This window comes from Agromyces capsici, from assembly GCF_058349965.1.
Genome location: NZ_JBYRET010000003.1, coordinates 1 through 2,087 on the forward strand (window position 1 = coordinate 1; position 2,087 = coordinate 2,087).

The 2,087-nt window shown below is 56.8% G+C and carries 1 rRNA gene; it reads left to right on the plus strand.

The features are described 5' to 3' along the window. Window positions 1-191 precede the first annotated feature (191 nt). Window positions 192-1,718: ribosomal RNA gene (locus AC3RKB_RS18760) — 16S ribosomal RNA — on the plus strand. Window positions 1,719-2,087 lie beyond the last annotated feature (369 nt).

Genomic DNA, 2,087 nt, shown 5'->3' on the forward strand with positions numbered 1-2,087 from the left:
ACCCGGGTGCGTCCGTTTCTTGAGAACTCAACAGCGTGCACTATGTTCAATGCCAATTTTTTGAACCCCGTGTTCTTCTCTTCGGAGGGGGACGGGTTTCCTTTGATTGATGGACAATTTGATTTTCGAGTCAGTTGTTTCTCTGTCAGTGATTGAACTTGACCTTCCTTTCGGGGTTGGTTGAACCATTTTTTTTGGAGAGTTTGATCCTGGCTCAGGACGAACGCTGGCGGCGTGCTTAACACATGCAAGTCGAACGATGAAGCCCAGCTTGCTGGGTGGATTAGTGGCGAACGGGTGAGTAACACGTGAGTAACCTGCCCTGGACTCTGGGATAACCCCGAGAAATCGGAGCTAATACCGGATAGGACCTTCTCCCGCATGGGGGTTGGTGGAAAGTTTTTCGGTTTGGGATGGACTCGCGGCCTATCAGCTTGTTGGTGAGGTAATGGCTCACCAAGGCGTCGACGGGTAGCCGGCCTGAGAGGGTGACCGGCCACACTGGGACTGAGACACGGCCCAGACTCCTACGGGAGGCAGCAGTGGGGAATATTGCACAATGGGCGCAAGCCTGATGCAGCAACGCCGCGTGCGGGATGACGGCCTTCGGGTTGTAAACCGCTTTTAGTAAGGAAGAAGGGGCTTCGGCCTTGACGGTACTTGCAGAAAAAGGACCGGCTAACTACGTGCCAGCAGCCGCGGTAATACGTAGGGTCCGAGCGTTGTCCGGAATTATTGGGCGTAAAGAGCTCGTAGGCGGTTTGTCGCGTCTGCTGTGAAATCCCGAGGCTCAACCTCGGGCCTGCAGTGGGTACGGGCAGACTTGAGTGGTGTAGGGGAGACTGGAATTCCTGGTGTAGCGGTGGAATGCGCAGATATCAGGAGGAACACCGATGGCGAAGGCAGGTCTCTGGGCACTTACTGACGCTGAGGAGCGAAAGCGTGGGGAGCGAACAGGATTAGATACCCTGGTAGTCCACGCCGTAAACGTTGGGCGCTAGATGTGGGGACCTTTCCACGGTTTCCGTGTCGTAGCTAACGCATTAAGCGCCCCGCCTGGGGAGTACGGCCGCAAGGCTAAAACTCAAAGGAATTGACGGGGGCCCGCACAAGCGGCGGAGCATGCGGATTAATTCGATGCAACGCGAAGAACCTTACCAAGGCTTGACATGACCGAGAACGCCCTAGAAATAGGGAACTCTTTGGACACTCGGTTACAGGTGGTGCATGGTTGTCGTCAGCTCGTGTCGTGAGATGTTGGGTTAAGTCCCGCAACGAGCGCAACCCTCGTCGCATGTTGCCAGCACGTTATGGTGGGGACTCATGTGAGACTGCCGGGGTCAACTCGGAGGAAGGTGGGGATGACGTCAAATCATCATGCCCCTTATGTCTTGGGCTTCACGCATGCTACAATGGCCGGTACAAAGGGCTGCGATGTCGTAAGGCGGAGCGAATCCCAAAAAGCCGGTCTCAGTTCGGATTGAGGTCTGCAACTCGACCTCATGAAGTCGGAGTCGCTAGTAATCGCAGATCAGCAACGCTGCGGTGAATACGTTCCCGGGCCTTGTACACACCGCCCGTCAAGTCATGAAAGTCGGTAACACCCGAAGCCGGTGGCCTAACCCTTGTGGAGGGAGCCGTCGAAGGTGGGATCGGTGATTAGGACTAAGTCGTAACAAGGTAGCCGTACCGGAAGGTGCGGCTGGATCACCTCCTTTCTAAGGAGCATCTGGCACCCTCTTGGGGGTGTCCAGGCAGCCGGCATCAAGGCGAACGTCCTTGGTCGGCAGCTCATGGGTGGAACATTGACATAGGCATTCGCTTCAAGGATTCGTATCTAGTACGCCCCGGTGTTGTTTCGGCAGCACGGTGGGTTGGAACGGTGGGGGTTTGCGGGGTGGGTGCGTGCACGCTGTTGGGTCCTGAGGGACCGGGCGCGGCTCCTGCTTTCGGGCGGGGGCGGTTTGGACTCTTCAGGCCTTCACCGAGGCCGGCCGGTTGGTTGGCGGGTGTGGGGGTTCTGGCCGTCTGTTGAGAACTACATAGTGGACGCGAGCATCTTAGAAGCAGCCTTCGGGCTGTTTCAC